Here is a 16,916-nt window from a genome sequence, read left to right as displayed (position 1 = left end):
ACATTAAAACTCTTTTCTCAGCCAGCTATTGATGCGTTTAAACCAATTGCCCACCGAGGCGCGTTTTTCTACTTCTGTCTCACCGCTCAGGTGAGACTCTTTTCCATAGTGCAGCAGACCTACCGCCGTCGAGTAGTAAGGCTCCTGCGCATAATCCGTCAGACCCGTGATGTTCAAGGGTTGGCCGATGCGTACCTGGGTGTGGAACACCCGTTGCGCACAGGCTGCCAGGCCATCAATCTGGGCGGCGCCACCGGTCAGCACGATACCGGCCGCCAGATGATGCTTCACCCCTTGCTGACGCAGTTGCTCCTGCAATTGCAAAATTTCATCGTTAACCAGATTCAACAGTTCGGTGTAGCGTGGCTCAATGACTTCAGCCAGCGTCTGTCTTTGCAGACTGCGCGGAGGACGTCCCCCGACGCTAGGCACCTCTACATTCTCATCCTTGCTAACAATCGACCCAAGCGCACAACCGTGTCGAACTTTAATCGCTTCCGCGTCGGTCGGCGGCGTGCCGAAGGCGTAAGCGATATCGCTGGTGACCACGTTCCCGGCGTAAGGGATCACTTTGGTGTGGCGCAGCGCACCGCCGGTGTACACCGCCATATCCATGGTGCCGCCGCCGATATCCACCACGCAAACGCCGAGTTCGCGTTCATCTTCGGTCAGCACCGCGTAGCTCGCGGCCAGACCGGCGAAAATAAGTTGGTCAACTTTCAGGCCGCAACGTTCCACGGCCTTGACGATGTTCTTCGCCATATCGTTATGGCAGGTAATCAGATGCACCTTGGCCTGCATGCGCACGCCGGACAGCCCAACCGGGTTTTTGATGCCTTCCTGATAATCGATGGCGTATTCCTGAGGAATCACGTGCAGGATGCGGTGTTCGTCGCGCACGCGCACCGATTTGGCGGTGTGCACCACGTTCTCCACGTCGTCCTGCGTCACTTCCTCTTCCGAGATAGGCACCATGCCGATTTCGTTCTGGCAGCTGATGTGTTTGCCCGACAGCGCCAGGTACACCGACGAGATCTGGCAGTCCGCCATCAGCTCGGCCTGATCGATGGCGCGCTGTACGCACTTCACCACCGACTCCAGGTCGTTTACGCCGCCCTTATCCATGCCGCGAGACGGCAGCTGCCCACCCCGATAATGTTGACCATGCCATCGGGCAGAACTTCCCCTACCAACGCGGAGACTTTTGCAGTACCGATCTCCAGTCCAACTACCAGTTTTCTGTCCGTCGACTTGATCATTGTTGTTTTGCCTGTGCCTGATTCTGTTGCTGATTACTGTTTTGCTGACCGCCAAGCGCCTGCGGATCGACCAACACCGGAGCCCACCCTACCGAAGCGCCGGACTCGTAGCGCAGATCGACATAGCTGACACGCTTGCTCTCCGCCTGGCCCTGCTGCTGCAATACCGGGTAAAGCTCGATAAACCGCTGCAAACGCCCGTTGCGGTCATCGCGCCCCAGCTCAAGCCGGACATCGTTGTCCAGCGCCAGCTGCCAGGAATGGCGCGCGGTCATCGCCGCCATTTTCAGCGTATATTTGCTGGCCGCCAACGTGGCGCTCATCGCCCGATAGCCTTCCAGCACATCCTGCTCGCTCCCTTCCGGCCCGTAGAGCAGCGGCAACTTCTGCTTGCCCGCCCGCTCCGCCGGCACGCTGAACGCTTTGCCCTCGGCGTCCACCATGTGCAAATCGTTCCAGCGCGCCACCGGGACATACTCCACCAGATGGATCTTCAGCTCATCCGGCCATTGTTTGCGCACGCTGGCCTGCTTGATCCACGGCAGACGTTCGATCTGCTGCTGGATGACGTCCACATCCTGCGTCATAAAGGTGCCGGGCGCGCCCAACGCCAGGATCGCCTGACGAATATCATCGTTGGTGGTGTAATGGCGTTCGCCGGTCACCACCAGCCTTGAGAGCGGCAGGCGACTGGCGTCTTTCATCCAGCCAAGCACCGCCCAACCGCTCCACACGACCGTTCCCAACACCATCAGCAGGAAAATCATTCCCGCCAACTGGGTTCCATTGCTGCGGCGCGGGCCGTTATCCACCTCGCGATCGCGCGCATTCAGGGCAGCTTGCGACATATCAGTCGGCCAACTCCAAAATTCTCGCCACTAGCTGCGAGAAGCTTAATCCAAACTGGCGCGCCGCCATCGGCACCAGGCTATGACTGGTCATGCCCGGAGAGGTGTTCACCTCAAGCAGATAGAAGCTGCCATCGCTGTCTTGCATCACATCGACGCGGCCCCAGCCGCTGCAGTCCAGACCGCGGTAGGCGCGCAGCGCCAACGCCGCCATCTCGGCTTCCTGCTCGGCGCTCAAACCGCTCGGGCAGAAGTACTGCGTGTCGTCCGAAATGTACTTGGCCTGATAGTCGTAAAACACGCCGGCCGGCTGGATGCGAATCGACGGCAACACCTGGTCGCCCAGCATCGCCACGGTGTATTCCGGGCCGCTCAACCACTTCTCCACCAGTACATCGTCGTCATGGCGGAAGGCTTCTTCCAACGCCGCTGCCAACGCCGCGCTTTCGGTGACCTTGCTCATGCCGACGCTGGAGCCTTCACGGCTCGGCTTGACGATCACCGGCAGACCGAGATCCGCCACGCGCGCCAGCAGCGCCGCTTTTTCGGCGCCGAGATACAGCTGGCGATTCAGCGCCACGTAAGGCGCCACCGGCAAGCCCATCGATTGCCACACCATCTTGGTGCGCCATTTGTCCATGGTCAGCGCCGAGGCCATCACGCCGCTGCCGGTATAAGGCAACTCGAGGAACTCCAGCAGCCCCTGCAGGGTGCCGTCCTCGCCGCCGCGGCCGTGCAGCGCGATAAACACTTTGGTGAACCCCTGCTCTTTCAGCTGGGTCACCGGGAAATCGCGGGTATCGACGCCATGCGCATCGATACCGGCTTCGCGCAACCCGGCCAGCACCGCGGTGCCGGACTGCAGAGAAACGTCACGTTCAGCGGAGGTGCCGCCCAGCAGAACTGCAACTTTATCAGCCATGGTGCTCCTCCTCTTTCTTCGGCGGCTGCAGCTTCAGCTCGGCCAGTTTACGGGCGATTTTGCCCACGTTGCCGGCGCCTTGCACCAGCACCAGGTCTTCATCCTGCAACAGCTGCGCCAGCGTTTCCGGCACGGTATCGGCATCGGAAACCAGGATCGGATCCAGCTTGCCGCGGCTGCGGATGGTGCGGCACAGCGAGCGGCTGTCCGCGCCCGGGATCGGCGCTTCGCCGGCGGCGTACACGTCGAGCATCAGCAGCACATCCACCTGCGACAGCACGTTGGCGAAATCGTCGTACAGATCGCGGGTGCGCGTGTAGCGGTGCGGCTGGAAGATCATCACCAGACGCTTGTCCGGCCAACCGGCGCGCGCCGCTTTCAACGTGGCGTCCACTTCGGTCGGATGGTGGCCGTAATCGTCCACCAGCATCGCGCTGCCCGCTTTGCCGTTGACCGGCTCCAGCGGAAACTCGCCGAGGAAATCGAAACGGCGCCCGGTGCCCTGGAAGCCCGCCAGCGCGCGCAGGATATCTTCGTCGTCGATGCCTTCTTCGGTCGCTACCGCCACCGCCGCCGCTGCGTTCAACGCATTGTGGCGGCCCGGCGCGTTCAGCGTCACCGTCAGCAACGGTTTGTCCTGACGGCTCAGGGTAAAGTGCCCCTGCGGCCCAATCTGCCGGTAGTCTTCGATGCGCACGTCGGCATCTTCACTGAAGCCGTAGGTGGTGATATGGCGACCCACGCGCGGCAGCAGCTCACGCACCACCGGATCGTCGATGCACATCACCGCGCGACCGTAGAACGGCAGGTTGTGCAAGAAATTGATAAACGTCTGCTTCAGGTTCTCGAAGTCGCCCTGGTAGGTGTCCATGTGGTCGGCTTCGATGTTGGTGACCACGGCCACCATCGGCTGCAGATGCAGGAACGACGCATCGCTCTCATCCGCTTCCGCGATCAGATAACGGCTGGACCCCAGTCGTGCGTGGGTGCCCGCCGCCTTTACCAGCCCGCCGTTAACGAAGGTCGGGTCCAGGCGGGCTTCGGCGTAAATGCTCGAGACCATCGCCGTGGTGGTGGTTTTGCCGTGCGTGCCAGCGATAGCGATGCCGTGGCGAAAACGCATCAGCTCCGCCAGCATTTCAGCGCGGCGGATCACCGGGATGCGCGCTTCACGGGCGGCGACGATCTCCGGGTTGTCGGCGGAGATGGCGGTAGATACCACCACCACACTCGCATCCAGCACGTTTTCCGGACGGTGATTGAAATAAATCGTCGCCCCGAGCGCGCTCAACTGCTGGGTCACCGGATTTGGCGCCAGGTCGGAGCCGCTGATCTGATACCCTTCGTTTGCCAACACTTCGGCGATACCACCCATGCCGGCGCCACCGATGCCGACAAAGTGAATGTGCCGGACGCGACGCATCTCGGGCACGATAGTACGTAGTTTCGCCAGTTGTTGTGTATTCATCACTCTCTCTAATCCGGATCCGGTATCCCGGCCTACATCACATTGCTTTTATTCAGGTTCGGCGCGCGAACCCCTGCACTCGTTACTTGGCGAGCCGCACCAGCTCCGCCGCCACGCGCTCGGTGGCGTCCGGAATGGCGACCGCGCGCGCTTTCTCGGCCATGGCCAGCAGCGTCTTGCGATCCCAGCTCGCCAGCAGTTCGGCCACCACATCGGCGTTGAACTGCGGCTGTTCGATAATCTTCGCCGCGCCGGCTTCTTCCAGCGGGCGTGCGTTCCAGTACTGTTGACGATCCTTGTGCATGAACGGCACGAAAATCGCCGGCAGCCCCGCCGCCGCGATTTCGCTGACGGTCAACGCGCCGGAGCGGCAGACCACCACGTCGGCCCAGGCATAGGCGGCGGCCATGTCGTCGATGAACTCGGTCACCTTGTGCTGCGTCTGCCCTACCCTCTCGTAGTCGCGCAGCACCGTTTCCAGCGCGCCCTTGCCAACCTGATGCCAGAGCGTAATTCTATCGCCCAAACGCGCCGCGACTTCAGGAACTGTCTGATTCAGCACGCGGGCGCCCTGACTTCCGCCAATCACCAGCACGCGGATCGGGCCTTCGCGCCCTTGCAACCGCTCCGCCGGCAACGGCAGCGCCAACACGTCGGTGCGCACCGGGTTGCCCACCACCTCGGCGTTCGGGAACGCGCCGGGGAAGGCCTGCATCACTTTGGCGGCGATGCGCGCCAGCCAGCGGTTGGTCAAGCCGGCAATGCCGTTCTGCTCGTGCAGCACCACCGGGATGCCGCACTGCCAGGCCGCCAGGCCGCCGGGGCCGGAAACGTAACCGCCCATCCCCAGCACCACATCCGGCTGATAACTGCGCATGATGGCTTTCGCCTGCCGCACCGCCTGCCAGATCCGCAGCGGCGCCGTCAACTGGGCCTTCAGGCCCTTGCCGCGCAGGCCAGAGATGCGGATAAAATCAATCTCGATCCCGTGCTTCGGCACCAGATCGGCTTCCATTCGGTCTGCGGTTCCGAGCCAGCGCACCTGCCAGCCCTGCGCCATCAGATGATGCGCGACCGCCAGCCCCGGGAACACGTGCCCGCCGGTACCGCCTGCCATCACCATTAAACGCTTAGGTTTCCCGCTCATCCCTTACCTCTTCACAAACGCCTGAGCCTTGGTCAGGCGCGTTTCATAATCAATTCGCAGCAACAGCACGATCGCCGTCGACATAATCAGCAAGCTCGAGCCGCCGTAACTGATCAGCGGCAGCGTCAGACCTTTGGTCGGCAGCATGCCCGCGGCGGCGCCGACGTTAACCAGCGCCTGGAAGCTGAACCACACGCCGATCGCGCAGGCCAGGAAGCCGGAGAAGCGTTGGTCGATCTCCAGCGCGCGGCGCCCGATGGACATCGCGCGAAAAGCGACGAAGAATACCATTAACAGGGCTAAAACCACACCGATATAGCCCAGTTCTTCACCCAAAATGGAGAAGATGAAGTCGGTGTGCGCTTCCGGCAAATACTCCAGTTTCTGCACCGAGTTGCCGAGCCCCTGCCCCCAGAACTCGCCGCGGCCGAATGCCATCAGCGACTGGGTCAACTGGTAGCCGCTGCCGAACGGGTCGGCCCACGGGTTCCAGAACGAGGTCACGCGGCGCATACGGTACGGTTCCGCGATAATCAGCAGCACCACGGCGAACACGCCGGAGCCGATGATCGCCAGGAACTGCCACATTTTCGCGCCGGCCAGGAACAGCATCGCCAGCGTGGTGATGAACAGCACCACCACGGTGCCGAGATCCGGCTGCGCCAGCAGCAGCACCGCCAGCACCACCATGACGCCCATCGGCTTACAGAAGCCCCAGAAGTTGCTGCGCACCTCTTCCACCTTGCGCACCAGATAGCTCGCCAGGTAGCAGAACAGCGACAGCTTGGACAGCTCCGCCGGCTGAATACGCAGCGGGCCGAGCGCGATCCAGCGCGAGGCCCCGTTCACCGAGCTCCCCACCACCAGGACGATCAGCAGCATCACGATCGACATCAGCAGCATCACGTTGCTGTAGCGCTGCCAAACTTCCATCGGGATGCGCAGCGTCACCAGCGACAGGCCGAACGCCAGGCCGAGGTACAGCGCATCGCGTTTGGCGAACAAGAACGGATCGTCCGCCAGGCGTTGGCCGATCGGCATCGACGCCGAGGTCACCATCACGAAGCCGATGATCGCCAACCCGAAGGTCAGCCACAGCAGGGTGCGATCGTACAGCACCATGTTGACCGCGTCGTTGTCGCGCGCGCCGGTCACCCAGTCTTTCAGCCGTTCTGTCAGCCCGAAGTTCGGCAAGCGTAGTTTCATCCGCCAAGCTCCTGCGCCAGGCGGGCGAACTCATCGCCGCGCACTTCAAAATTACGGAACTGATCGAGACTGGCGCAGGCCGGCGACAACAGCACCATATCGCCGGGCTGTACGCGGCCGGCGATGGTGCGCATCGCCTGCTCCATGGTCTCGGTCAGCGTCGCCACTTCCGGCCGCAGCTGCGCCAGCTGGGCGCCGTCGCGGCCAAAGCAATACAGCCGCACGTTGTCGCCCTGCAGATAGCGCGCCAGCGGCGAGAAATCGGCGGACTTGCCGTCGCCGCCCAGCAGCAGATGCAGCGTGCCGTCCACCTGCAGGCCGTTCAGTGCCGCTTCGGTGCTGCCGACGTTGGTGGCTTTGGAATCGTTGATCCAACGCACGCCGTTGTTCTCCCAGGCCAGCTGGAAGCGGTGCGCCAGGCCGGTGAAGGTGGTCAATGCCTTCAGGCTGGAGGCACGCGGGATATTGACCGCATCCGCCAACGCCAGCGCCGCCAGGGCGTTGGTGTAGTTGTGGCGGCCAGTCAGCTTCATCTCGCGCGTATTCAGTACCTTCTCACCGCGCACCCGCAGCCAGGTTTCCCCCTGCTGGCGGTTCAGGTGATAATCGCCGACGTCCGCACCGAAGCTGACGCAGCGCTCGTCGGCGCCGCGCACCGGCATGGTCAGCGCGTCGTCCGCGTTCACCACGCACACGGCGGCATTTTCATAGACGCGCAGCTTGGCGCCGCGATACTGCTGCAGGCCGAACGGATAACGATCCATATGATCTTCGGTCACGTTCAGGATGGTCGCCGCCGCCGCCCGCAGGCTATACGTCGTTTCCAGCTGGAAGCTGGACAGCTCCAGCACGTAAAGCTGGCATTCCTGACGCAACAGGCTCAGCGCCGGCAGGCCGATATTGCCGCCCACGCCCACCGCCCAACCGGCGGCTTTCGCCATCTCGCCCACCAGGGTGGTGACGGTGCTTTTGCCGTTGGAGCCGGTGATCGCCACGATCGGCGCCTGCGCTTCACGGCAGAACAGTTCGACGTCGCCGACGATTTCCACGCCGGCGTCCGCCGCGGCGCTCAATGCCGGGGTCGCCAACGCGACGCCCGGGCTGGCGACGATCAGATCCGCCGCCAGCAGCCAGTCCTGATTCAGATCGCCCAGATGGCGCTCCACGCTTTCAGGCAGTTTGTCCAACCCTGGCGGCGCGATACGGGTATCCATCACGCGCGGCGTCACGCCGCGCGCCATGAAGAAATCGACGCAGGACAGGCCGGTGAGGCCCAACCCGATGATGACGACTTTTCTACCCTGATAGTCTGCCATGATTAACGCACCTTCAGCGTTGCCAGGCCAATCAGCACCAGCATCAGCGAAATGATCCAGAAGCGCACGATAACGCGCGGCTCAGGCCAGCCTTTCAATTCATAGTGGTGGTGAATCGGCGCCATGCGGAAAATGCGTTGCCCGCGCAGCTTGAACGATCCCACCTGCAGGATCACCGACAGCGTCTCTACCACGAATACGCCGCCCATGATCACCAACAAGAATTCCTGACGCAGCAGCACCGCGATGGTGCCCAGCGCGCCGCCCAGCGCCAACGAACCGACGTCGCCCATAAACACCTGCGCCGGGTAGGTGTTGAACCACAGGAAGCCGAGGCCGGCGCCGACGATGGCGGTGCAGACGATCACCAACTCACCGGCATGACGCAGATACGGAATATGCAGGTAGTTGGCGAAGTTCATGTTACCGGTCGCCCAGGCCACCAGCGCGAAGCCGGCCGCCACGAATACCGTTGGCATGATCGCCAGGCCGTCCAGGCCGTCGGTCAGGTTGACCGCGTTGCTGGTGCCGACGATGACGAAATAGGCCAGCAGGATGTACAGCAGGCCCAGTTGCGGCATCACGTCCTTAAAGAACGGCACAACCAGCTCGGTGGCTGGCGTGTCTTTTCCTACGGCGTACATGGCGAATGCGACAATCAGCGCAATCACCGACTGCCAGAAATACTTCCAGCGGGCGATCAGCCCTTTGGTGTCCTTACGCACCACCTTGCGGTAGTCGTCGACGAAGCCGACGATGCCGTAACCCACCAGCACAAACAGCACGCACCAGACATACGGGTTGGACGGGTAAGCCCACATCAGCACCGAAATGGTGATGGAGGTCAGGATCATGATGCCGCCCATGGTCGGCGTGCCGCGCTTGCTGAAGTGCGACTCGGGGCCGTCGTTGCGCACCACCTGACCGAAGGACATTTCTTGCAGACGCTTGATCACCCGCGGGCCCATCCACAGCGACAGGAACAGCGCGGTCAGCAGGCTGACAATGGCTCGGAACGTCAGATAAGAAAAGACGTTGAAGCCTGAGTAATACTTGACCAAATGTTCGGCCAGCCAAACTAACATGGTGCTTTCTCCTGTAACGCGCGTACTACCTGCTCCATTGCGGCACTACGTGAACCTTTGATTAACACGGTGATGACCGCATGTTCCGACAGTAATTCCGCCACGCGCGCGATCACTGCTGTCTTGTCCTGATAATGTTCGCCGTTGCCGGAGGCTTCGCTCAGCACGCGGCTCAACCCGCCGACGCTGATCACTTTGTCGACCCCGGCCAGACGGGCGGCTTCACCCACCTGACGGTGGCACTCTTCCGCTTCTGCGCCCAGCTCGGCCATGTCGCCGACCACCATCACGCGGTAGCCCGGCATTTCCGCCAGTACCTGCGCCGCCGCGGTCATCGACCCGACGTTGGCGTTATAGCTGTCGTCCAGCAGCAGCTTGCCTTCGGCCAGCGCCACCGGGAACAGACGCCCCGGCACCGCCTGCAGTTGTTTCAACCCCTGACGCACCGCTTCGAGGGTGGCGCCCACCGACATCGCCAGCGCCGTGGCCGCCAGCGCGTTGGCCACGTTGTGGCGCCCCGGCAGCGGCAGCGCGATCTCGGCGGTGCCGAACGGGCTGTGCAGCGTGAACTGCGTGCCTGCGCCGTTCACCCGCACGTCGTCCGCGAAGAAGTCCACGCCTTCGGCCGCCTGCGGCGAGAAGCGCCAGACGGTTTTGCCGCCCAGCATGCTCTGCCAGTGCGGCCAGTCGTTGTTATCGGCGTTGATGATCGCCACGCCGTCGGCCGGCAGGCCGGTAAAGATTTCACCTTTCGCCTGGGCGACGCCGGCCAGCGAGCCGAAGCCTTCCAGGTGCGCCGCCGCCAGGTTGTTCACCAAAGCGGTCTGCGGACGCGTCAATGCGGTGGTGTAAGCAATTTCGCCAATGTGGTTAGCGCCCAGCTCTATCACGGCAAAATCATGCTGCGGCTCCAGACGCAACAGCGTCAACGGCACGCCGATGTCGTTATTGAAGTTGCCGGCGGTATACAGCACTTCGCCGCATTCACGCAGAATGGCGGCGGTCATTTCTTTCACCGATGTCTTGCCCGAGGAGCCGGTCAGCGCCACCACGCGCGCCGGCACCTGCTGACGCACCCAGGCGCCAAGCTGCCCCAGCGCCAGACGAGTGTCTTTCACCACCAGCTGCGGCACGTCCACCAATAAGCGCTTACTGACCAGCAACGCCCCGGCGCCTGCGGCTACGGCATCCGCCGCAAAGTCGTGAGCGTCGAAACGCTCGCCTTTCAGCGCCACAAACAGGCAACCGGCGGTCACCTTGCGGGTGTCTGTCGTCACCTCGACAATTTGGCAATCGGCGCCGATAGATTCAGCGCTCAATACCTCAGCCAGTGTCTGAAGAGAGACAGGGATCATGCCAGCACCCCCAGCAGTCGGGCGACCGTCGTGCGGTCGGAGTAATCCAGGCGGCGGTTGCCCACCAGCTGATAATCTTCGTGGCCTTTGCCCGCCACCAACACCACATCCTGCTCCTGCGCCTGCATGATGGCGCTGGTCACCGCTTCGGCGCGGCCGTGGATCACCAGCGCCTGCCCGGCATCCAGTAATCCGGTCAGGATATCGTTGATAATCGCGCGCGGCTCTTCGGTACGCGGGTTGTCATCGGTGATCACCACGCGATCGGCGAACTGCTCGGCGATGCCGCCCATCAGCGGACGCTTGCCCTTGTCGCGATCGCCGCCGCAGCCGAAGACGCACCACAGCTGCCCCTGGCAGTGCAGGCGCGCCGCTTCCAGCGCTTTCTCCAGCGCATCCGGCGTGTGGGCGTAATCCACCACGACCGTCGGTTTGCCCGGCGCGTTAAACACTTCCATGCGGCCGCAGACCGGCTGCAGACGGTTGCCGGTTTCCACCAGCGCCTCCAGCGGGTAGCCCAGCGACAGCAGCGTCGCCAATGCCAACAGCAGATTGCTGACGTTGAAAGCGCCCATCAGGCGGCTTTCGATCTCGCCGTCGCCCCAGCTGGAGCTGAACCGAACCGTGGCGCCGTTGTCGTGATAATCGACCGCCGTGGTTTTCAGCCAGCGGCCGTGGCAGCCCGGCTGCAGGTTGCCCTGCATCGTCACCGCCACCGCATCCGGCAGCTTGCTCAGCCAGCGCTGGCCGACTTCATCGTCGGCGTTGATGATCGCCTGCCCCACATTGTGGGCGGCGAACAGCGACCATTTGGCCGCCTCGTAATTGGCCATGTCACCGTGGTAATCCAGGTGATCGCGGCTCAGGTTGGTGAAGACCGCGGCAGCGAACGGCAGCGCCGCCACCCGGTGTTGCACCAAACCGTGGGATGAGACTTCCATCGCGGCGAAGGTCGCGCCCTGTTCCGCCAAGTCGTTTAATACGTGTTGAACATCCACCGCAGAACCGGTGGTATTCTCGGTCGGGCAGACCTGACCCAGCAGACCGTTGCCGACGGTGCCCATCACCGCGCTGGTTTCGCCCAGCAGTTGGCTCCACTGCGCCAACAACTGCGTGGTGGTGGTTTTGCCGTTGGTGCCGGTCACGCCGACCAGGCGCAGACGCTCGCCCGGCTGATGGTAAAAACGCCCGGCCAGCGCGGAAAGGCGCTGGTTCAGTTGGCTCAGGTAGATCACCGGCACGCCGTGCATCTCAACGATGGTGCCGTCTTCGGCCTGACCGTCAGCTTCGGCGATCACGGCGGCGACGCCCTGCGCGATGGCCTGCGGAATATAGCGGCGTCCATCCGTTTGATGGCCGACCACGGCGACAAACAGATCCCCGGCAGCCGCAACACGGCTGTCTAATGTCATTTCCCGCAGCGCGCGCCCGGGCGCCGTCGGCACCCACGGGGCGAGTAAGTCGCGCAAATTACGATCTGCCACCTGAACCCTCTTTCTTGTTAATCACTAATTCGCTTTTGTCACCGGTAGGCAACGCGTCAGGCTCGACGTTCATGGTGCGCAATACGCCGCCCATGATGGCGCCGAACACCGGCGCGGAGATTGCGCCACCATAGTATTTCCCACCCTGCGGGTCGTTGATGACGACCACCAGGGCAAAACGGGGGTTACTTGCCGGCGCGACGCCGGCGGTATAAGCGATGTATCGGTTGACGTATTTGCCGTCCGGGCCCACTTTTTTCGCGGTACCGGTTTTGATGGCGATACGGTATCCCTTGATGGCGGCTTTCACGCCGCCGCCGCCCGGCAAGGCCACGCTTTCCATCATGTGCACCACGGTGCGCACCAGAGGTTCAGGGAAAACGCGTTCGCCGGCGACCGGAGGGTCAACCTTGGTGATCGACAATGGGCGATACACGCCCAGACTGCCGATCGTTGCATAGACTCGCGCCAACTGTAACGGAGTTACCATCAGCCCGTAGCCGAAAGAGAAGGTGGCCCTCTCTATGTCAGACCACCGTTGTTTTTTTGGGTATATGCCACTGCTTTCTCCGACCAGCCCCAAATTGGTCGCTTTTCCCAGCCCAAAACGAGAGTAAGTATCTACTAACGCTGAGGACGGCATCGCTAACGCCAGCTTTGAAACACCGACGTTACTCGACTTCTGCAAGATCCCGGTCAATGACAGCTCCGAGTACCGCGCCACGTCTTTGATCTCGTGGCCCTGAATGCGGTACGGGATGGTGTTCAGCACGCTGTTTTCTCTCACCACGCCGTTTTGCAGCGCGGTCATCACCACCATTGGCTTCACGGTTGAACCGGGTTCAAAAATATCGGTGATAGCACGGTTACGCATGGTTTCTTTCGGCGTACCGGCCATGTTGTTCGGGTTGTAAGACGGGCTGTTGGCCATCGCCAGCACTTCGCCGGTGTTCACGTCGATCAACACCGCAGTGCCCGATTCGGCCTTGTTGAACGCCACGGCGTTGTTCAGCTCGCGATACACCAGCGCCTGCAGTCGCTCATCGACGCTCAGCACCAGGTTATGCGCCGCCTGGCTATCGACGGAGGAGATATCTTCAATCACTCGGCCGAAGCGGTCCTTGCGCACCGTTCTCTCGCCCGGTTGCCCGGTCAGCCAGCGATCGAAGCTCTTCTCGACGCCTTCGATGCCTTGCCCGTCGATGTTGGTCACGCCGATGATGTGCGACGTCACCTGCCCCGCCGGGTAGTAACGGCGCGACTCCTGCCGCAGGTAGATCCCCGGCAGCTTGAGTTTGTGGATGTAATCGCCGATCGCCGGGTTAACCTGGCGCGCCAGATAAACGAAGCGCCCTTTCGGGTTGGCGTTGATGCGGTTGGAGAGTTGGTCCAGCGGGATGTTGAGCGCATCGGAAAGCGCTTTCCAACGGCTGTCCAGCGTGATGCCGCCGCGTTCGTTCAGCTCTTTCGGATCGGCCCACACCGCATTCACCGGCACGCTGACCGCCAACGGGCGGCCGGCGCGATCGCTGATCATGCCGCGCGCGGTCGGCACTTCCTGCACGCGCAGCGAACGCATGTCGCCTTCTTTCACCAGACGATCGGGGTTGATGACCTGCAGGTACGCGACGCGCAGCATCAGACCAACCATCGCCAGCAAAATGCAGCCGCACAGCAACGCAAAACGCCAGCTGACAAAGCTGGCCTGATCTTCCTGGCGTCTCAACTTACCGGGGCGCGCTGCTTTCATGCGTTTCCTTTCTACTCCGTGTCATTATTCCGGTTAAACCATTCATTGTTTAACGATGATATTTTCCTGCGATGGATCAACGTGTTGCATCTGCAGTTTTTCTGTCGCGATACGTTCAACCCGGCTGTGATCGCCGAGGGCGTTCTCTTCTAAAATCAGGTTGCGCCACTCGATATCCAGCGCATCGCGCTCCAGAACCAGCTGCTCGCGTTCGGCGGTCAGCAGGCGGGTGCGGTGCGCGGTGGTCACCACGAAAATCGCGGAGACCAGTGACGCAATCAGTAAAATCATGGGGATCTTGGCGTTGCGCAGCAGATCGCCGCCAATCACCCCGACCAGGCCGTGACGTTCGTTGCCAATCACGCGGGCATCCTCTCAGCAATGCGCAGCACCGAGCTGCGCGCACGCGGGTTGTCCGCCACTTCCGCTTCCGACGGCATCATTTTGCCCAGCGCTTTCAGCGTTCGCCCGCCCATGCCGCGCAGTTGCTCCTCGGTCAACGGAATGCCCGCCGGCACCTGGGCGCCGCGGCTGTGGTGTCGCATAAAGCGTTTGACGATGCGGTCTTCCAGCGAATGGAAGCTGATGATCGACAAACGGCCCTGCGGGGCCAGCACTTCCAGCGCGCCGTCGAGCGCACGCTCGATCTCTTCCAGCTCGCTGTTGATATAAATGCGGATCGCCTGGAAGCTGCGCGTCGCCGGATGCTTGTGCTTTTCACGGAACGGGCTGGCATCGGCGATCAGATCCGCCAGCTCTTTGGTGCGCGTCATCGGCTCCACGCGGTTTCTTTCGACGATGGCGCGCGCGATGCGCTTGGCGAAACGCTCTTCGCCGAAGGTTTTCAGCACCCAGGCGATGTCGTCCGCTTCGGCCTTCATCAGCCACTCTGCGGCAGACAGGCCGGTGGACGGATCCATGCGCATGTCCAGCGGGCCGTCGCGCATAAAGGAGAACCCGCGCTCCGCGTCGTCAAGCTGCGGCGAGGAAACGCCCAGATCGAGCAGAACGCCGTCGATCTTGCCCACCAGCTCGCGCTCCCGCACATAGTGCGACAACTCGGAAAATGGGCCGTGTACGATGGTAAAACGAGGATCTTCAATAGATTTGGCGGCTGCAATCGCCTGAGGGTCACGGTCAATTGCCAGCAAGCGCCCTTCCGGCCCCAGTTGGGACAGAATCAGACGAGAATGGCCACCGCGACCAAAAGTACCGTCGATATATATGCCGTTGCTGCGGATATTGAGGCCGTTGACGGCTTCGTCCAGCAGGACGGTGGTGTGTTTATAGTTTTCCAACATGCTTATAGCGACAAGTCCTGTAGCCGCTCAGACAACGGTTCCTGAGTCGACTGTTCAGCGTCAATATCATCCTTGACTTGTTGATACCAGGTCTGTTCATCCCACAGTTCAAACTTGTTGAACTGACCGACCAGCATCACTTCTTTCGTGAGCCCGGCGTGTTGCCGCAGCGTACTGGCTAACAGCAAACGACCGGCACTATCCATCTGACACTCACTGGCATGTCCCAACAGCAGGCGCTGAACGCGGCGCTCGGCGGGATTCATGCTCGACAGACGTGATAATTTTTGTTCAATAATTTCCCATTCGGGCAAAGGATAAAGCAGCAGGCAGGGCTGATGGAGGTCAATGGTACAGACCATTTGGCCTTGCGATTCCTCGTTGAGCAATTCCCGATATCGGGTAGGTACGGCGAGCCGCCCTTTGCTGTCGAGGTTGACCATCGTCGCTCCACGGAACATTCCTGAGCTACCCCTTAGTGACCGTTTTCACCACTTTACCCCACAAATTCCCACACAATGGAGTTTACGGAGGGTATGAAAACCTTGTCAAGCCAGAGCGCCAGCGCTTTGGCAATATTTCTCTGGTCATTTTGGGAGCTGACTCGCGAAAGAAACTCTGATTATTCGACGATTAAAAATTAACACCATGATAAACGGAGAGAATTTTCTAGGCGGAAAGAATCTGATTAAAAACCTGACGAACTGGCGATTAATTAACTCATTACTTCCTTCTGCAAGCCATGTCTCATTTTTCAGCTCGGCAATCTCAGGGCTGTAACCGCTGCCGCCCCGCGCGCGCCAAGGCTCGGCGCCTGACGAGTCGACCGCAGAATAAGGCTATAACTCCTTGAGTTAATAACGCTCAATCGTTATTCACCGTGAAACTGCGCGCTATTTTACTTCAATTTGCACCGCCATGATGAGAGCACGGCGAAAATAAATGGCTCGGATATTACGAGCAGAAGTAATTTCGATTTAAATCAATTTGGTAAGATTATTCCCAAAACACCTGTTTACAATTATGGTTTCATTTTCTTACACCTTTATTTCCACAATTTTTGCCGGAAAAATCCCCCCGCGGACACAAAAAATCGCAACAGCATGTTTTTAATAGATTTATTTAAAAACACCGATTTTAATCTCTCCATCCCTTCCTGCGCCCCGGCCCTGCGGGACAAAAACCGAACAAATGTTAAAAATAAAAATATAAACCTAGTTAAAAAACACAAATCAGATCAGTAAACTATATAAAAAGCAAAAAACCAGAATTAACAACCACAAATTATAAAATTAACAGCATATTAACACAAAAGGAGAGATACATGCTTTCGCCCGCCGCACACTGGCGCAGCGCCGCTGCCGATACGTTTGCACTGGTGGTGTACTGCTTTATCGCCGGTATGGCGATTGAAGTGTTAATCTCCGGCATGAGCTTCAAGCAATCCCTCTCTTCACGCCTGTTGTCGATCCCGGTCAACATTCTGATCGCCTGGCCTTATGGCCGCTATCGCGATCTGTTTATCCGCACGGCGCGCCGTTGCCCGCACGGCCAGTTCCTACTGCGCAATCTCGCCGATCTGCTGGCCTATGTCAGCTTCCAGTCGCCGGTTTATGCTGCAATTTTATGGAGCGTGGGCGCTGACGGCCAACAAATGCTGGCGGCGGTAACCAGCAATGCGCTGGTCTCCATGGCGATGGGCGTGGTGTATGGTTACTTCCTGGAGTACTGCCGGCGGCTGTTTCGGGTGGCAGGTTACGTCTAAAGGAGCCCGC

General features: G+C 60.8%; 14 protein-coding genes and 1 pseudogene. 1 reads left to right on the top strand and 14 read right to left on the bottom strand.

Annotated features, from left to right (window positions below):
* Positions 1-3 precede the first annotated feature (3 nt).
* The 14 genes and pseudogenes from ftsA to mraZ all read right to left on the bottom strand — a co-directional run bounded on the left by ftsA (position 4) and on the right by mraZ (position 15,602).
* Positions 4-1,259, bottom strand: a pseudogene (gene ftsA / locus ITX55_RS07575) (cell division protein FtsA).
* Entirely contained in the window at positions 1,256-2,107 is an 852-nt protein-coding gene (gene ftsQ, locus ITX55_RS07570) for a cell division protein FtsQ (RefSeq protein WP_004932761.1), read from the bottom strand. Before ftsQ ends, ftsA begins: the two are co-directional and overlap by 4 nt.
* A 1-nt stretch (position 2,108) precedes the next feature.
* On the bottom strand, positions 2,109-3,029 hold the full coding sequence (locus tag ITX55_RS07565) for a D-alanine--D-alanine ligase (protein WP_108680171.1): 921 nt from the start codon (positions 3,027-3,029) through the stop codon (positions 2,109-2,111).
* Positions 3,022-4,497, bottom strand: a complete 1,476-nt coding sequence (gene murC, locus ITX55_RS07560; RefSeq protein ID WP_025301571.1) for a UDP-N-acetylmuramate--L-alanine ligase — start codon at positions 4,495-4,497, stop codon at positions 3,022-3,024. The genes ITX55_RS07565 and murC overlap by 8 nt, the downstream gene beginning before the upstream one ends.
* 82 nt (positions 4,498-4,579) lie before the next feature.
* Positions 4,580-5,644 (bottom strand): undecaprenyldiphospho-muramoylpentapeptide beta-N-acetylglucosaminyltransferase, encoded by a 1,065-nt coding sequence (gene murG / locus ITX55_RS07555; protein WP_004932773.1) that lies wholly within the window; start codon positions 5,642-5,644, stop codon positions 4,580-4,582.
* A gap of 3 nt (positions 5,645-5,647) precedes the next feature.
* On the bottom strand, positions 5,648-6,850 hold the full coding sequence (gene ftsW, locus ITX55_RS07550) for a cell division protein FtsW (protein WP_015376649.1): 1,203 nt from the start codon (positions 6,848-6,850) through the stop codon (positions 5,648-5,650).
* Positions 6,847-8,166, bottom strand: a complete 1,320-nt coding sequence (gene murD, locus ITX55_RS07545) for a UDP-N-acetylmuramoyl-L-alanine--D-glutamate ligase (protein ID WP_033641855.1) — start codon at positions 8,164-8,166, stop codon at positions 6,847-6,849. The genes ftsW and murD overlap by 4 nt, the downstream gene beginning before the upstream one ends.
* A 2-nt stretch (positions 8,167-8,168) precedes the next feature.
* Positions 8,169-9,251: a phospho-N-acetylmuramoyl-pentapeptide-transferase gene (gene mraY, locus ITX55_RS07540; RefSeq protein ID WP_004932782.1), complete on the bottom strand. Its 1,083-nt coding sequence runs from the start codon at positions 9,249-9,251 to the stop codon at positions 8,169-8,171.
* Positions 9,245-10,606 carry a UDP-N-acetylmuramoyl-tripeptide--D-alanyl-D-alanine ligase gene (gene murF / locus ITX55_RS07535; RefSeq protein ID WP_108680170.1) on the bottom strand — a complete coding sequence of 454 codons (1,362 nt, stop codon included), beginning with the start codon at positions 10,604-10,606 and terminating at the stop codon, positions 9,245-9,247. The genes mraY and murF overlap by 7 nt, the downstream gene beginning before the upstream one ends.
* A complete protein-coding gene (murE, locus tag ITX55_RS07530; protein ID WP_182074305.1) occupies positions 10,603-12,090 on the bottom strand; it encodes a UDP-N-acetylmuramoyl-L-alanyl-D-glutamate--2,6-diaminopimelate ligase in 1,488 nt (495 codons plus the stop codon). The genes murF and murE overlap by 4 nt, the downstream gene beginning before the upstream one ends.
* Positions 12,077-13,840: a peptidoglycan glycosyltransferase FtsI gene (locus tag ITX55_RS07525; RefSeq protein WP_004932790.1), complete on the bottom strand. Its 1,764-nt coding sequence runs from the start codon at positions 13,838-13,840 to the stop codon at positions 12,077-12,079. The genes murE and ITX55_RS07525 overlap by 14 nt, the downstream gene beginning before the upstream one ends.
* A 42-nt stretch (positions 13,841-13,882) precedes the next feature.
* A complete protein-coding gene (ftsL, locus tag ITX55_RS07520; RefSeq protein ID WP_033651674.1) occupies positions 13,883-14,203 on the bottom strand; it encodes a cell division protein FtsL in 321 nt (106 codons plus the stop codon).
* Entirely contained in the window at positions 14,200-15,141 is a 942-nt protein-coding gene (gene rsmH, locus ITX55_RS07515) for a 16S rRNA (cytosine(1402)-N(4))-methyltransferase RsmH (protein WP_004932794.1), read from the bottom strand. Before rsmH ends, ftsL begins: the two co-directional genes overlap by 4 nt.
* 2 nt (positions 15,142-15,143) lie before the next feature.
* The gene (mraZ, locus tag ITX55_RS07510; RefSeq protein WP_004932796.1) at positions 15,144-15,602 is read right to left on the bottom strand and encodes a division/cell wall cluster transcriptional repressor MraZ; all 459 of its coding nucleotides are present in this window, start codon (positions 15,600-15,602) and stop codon (positions 15,144-15,146) included.
* 863 nt (positions 15,603-16,465) lie between these two features.
* Here mraZ and ITX55_RS07505 point away from each other — a divergent pair.
* On the top strand, positions 16,466-16,906 hold the full coding sequence (locus ITX55_RS07505) for an L-alanine exporter AlaE (RefSeq protein WP_108680168.1): 441 nt from the start codon (positions 16,466-16,468) through the stop codon (positions 16,904-16,906).
* Positions 16,907-16,916: the final 10 nt, after the last annotated feature.

The organism is Serratia sp. EWG9, assembly GCF_019913725.1.
GTDB lineage: Bacteria > Pseudomonadota > Gammaproteobacteria > Enterobacterales > Enterobacteriaceae > Serratia > Serratia ureilytica.
This window is presented reverse-complemented; position numbering and strand designations above follow the sequence as displayed.